General features: G+C 71.3%; 1 protein-coding gene. It reads right to left on the bottom strand.

The window, feature by feature from the left end; genetic code table 11:
- The coding region (locus EQG76_RS31325; protein WP_159719116.1) for an amino acid adenylation domain-containing protein at positions 1–1,461 on the bottom strand (1,461 nt) is incomplete at both ends.

Below are 1,461 nucleotides of genomic sequence, written 5' to 3'. Positions count from 1 at the left end.
CCCCGGCCTCCTCCGGCACGACGAAGGCATGGAGGGTCTTGGCATGGGGCTGGCCGGGGGCAGGCAGGGCGGCGGCCACGGCCTGGCGCACCGCCGGGTGCTGGATGAGCTGCGCCTCGATCTCGCCCAGCTCGATCCGGTGGCCTTGCACCTTCACCTGGAAGTCCTCGCGGCCCAAAAACTCGATCAGCCCGCCCTCGCGGAACCGGCCGAGATCGCCGGTGCGGTAGCGCCGCTCGCCGGTGAGAGGGTCGGTGCGGAAGCGCTCGTTGGTACGCGCCGGATCACCGAAATAGCCGCGCGCCAGCCCGATCCCGCCGATCTCGATCTCGCCCACCACCCAGTCCGGGCAGGGCTGACCGCGCGAGTTGACCACCTGCATCACCTGGTTGGCCAAGGGCTTGCCATAGGGCACCGAGCTCCAGGCTGGGTCCAGCTCACCGATCGGGTGGAAGATCGACCAGATCGAGGCTTCGGTGGCCCCACCCAGCGACACCAGCTCCGCCTTTGGCGCCAGGGCGCGGAGCTTCGGCACCAGCTCCAAGGGGATCCAGTCGCCCGAGAGCAGGAACAGGCGGAGCGGATGGTCTGCCGGCAGGCCATGCTCGGCCAACATCGCCGCCAAAGCCGGCACCGTGTTCCAGAGCGTCACCCGGTGCCGGGTGATCAGCTCCGCCCAGGCAGCCGGATCACGGCGCTCGGCCTCGTCCGGCAGCACCAGCGCCCCACCCACCCCTGGCAGGCCGAACAGGTCGTAGACCGACAGGTCGAAGTTGAGCGCGGAGAGGCCCAGCACCCGGTCGTCCCGCCCGACCTGCCAGCGCCGGTGGATGTCCAGGATGGTGTTCAGCGCCGCCCCATGCTCGACCATCACGCCCTTGGGCTGGCCGGTGGAGCCGGAGGTGAAGATCACATAGGCCAGGCTGGCCGGATCCACCGAAGGCAGGTCCGGCACTTCACCCTGTCCGTCCAGCAGGGCCGGCCAGTCCAGCTCGAGCGCATTCGTGGCCGCCACCAGCGCCGTACGTCTGGCTGGCGGCAGGCTAGGATCGAGCGGCAGATAGGCAGCACCAGAGCGCACCACCCCCAGGGTCGCCGCCGCCTGCTGCCAGGACTTAGGCAGATCCACCGCCACCACGCGCTCCGGCCCTGCCCCCAGCGCCAAGAGCCGGCCGGCGGCCACGCCCGAGATCCGGGCAAGCTCGCCAAAGCTCATGGCACCGGCACCGTCGATCACGGCGGGTCGCTCTGGTGCCTGGGACGCCTGGCGCAGGAAGCCGGCGAACAGCGGCTCGGGCGCAAAGGCCACCGCCGGGGCCGGCCGTGGCGGGACGGCCACCGCCGCATCCACCCCGCCCGACCAGCCCTCGCCCGAGGCCAGCCGTTCCAGCAGCCGGCCATAGGCCGCGAACATCGAACCCACCACACCAGCGGGGAACAGGGCTTCCACCACGTCCCAGG

The organism is Geminicoccus flavidas (genome assembly GCF_009806515.1).
Classification (GTDB): domain Bacteria; phylum Pseudomonadota; class Alphaproteobacteria; order Geminicoccales; family Geminicoccaceae; genus Geminicoccus; species Geminicoccus flavidus.
Note: the sequence above shows the minus strand (reverse complement) of the source record. Positions and strands in the feature narration are given on the sequence as shown.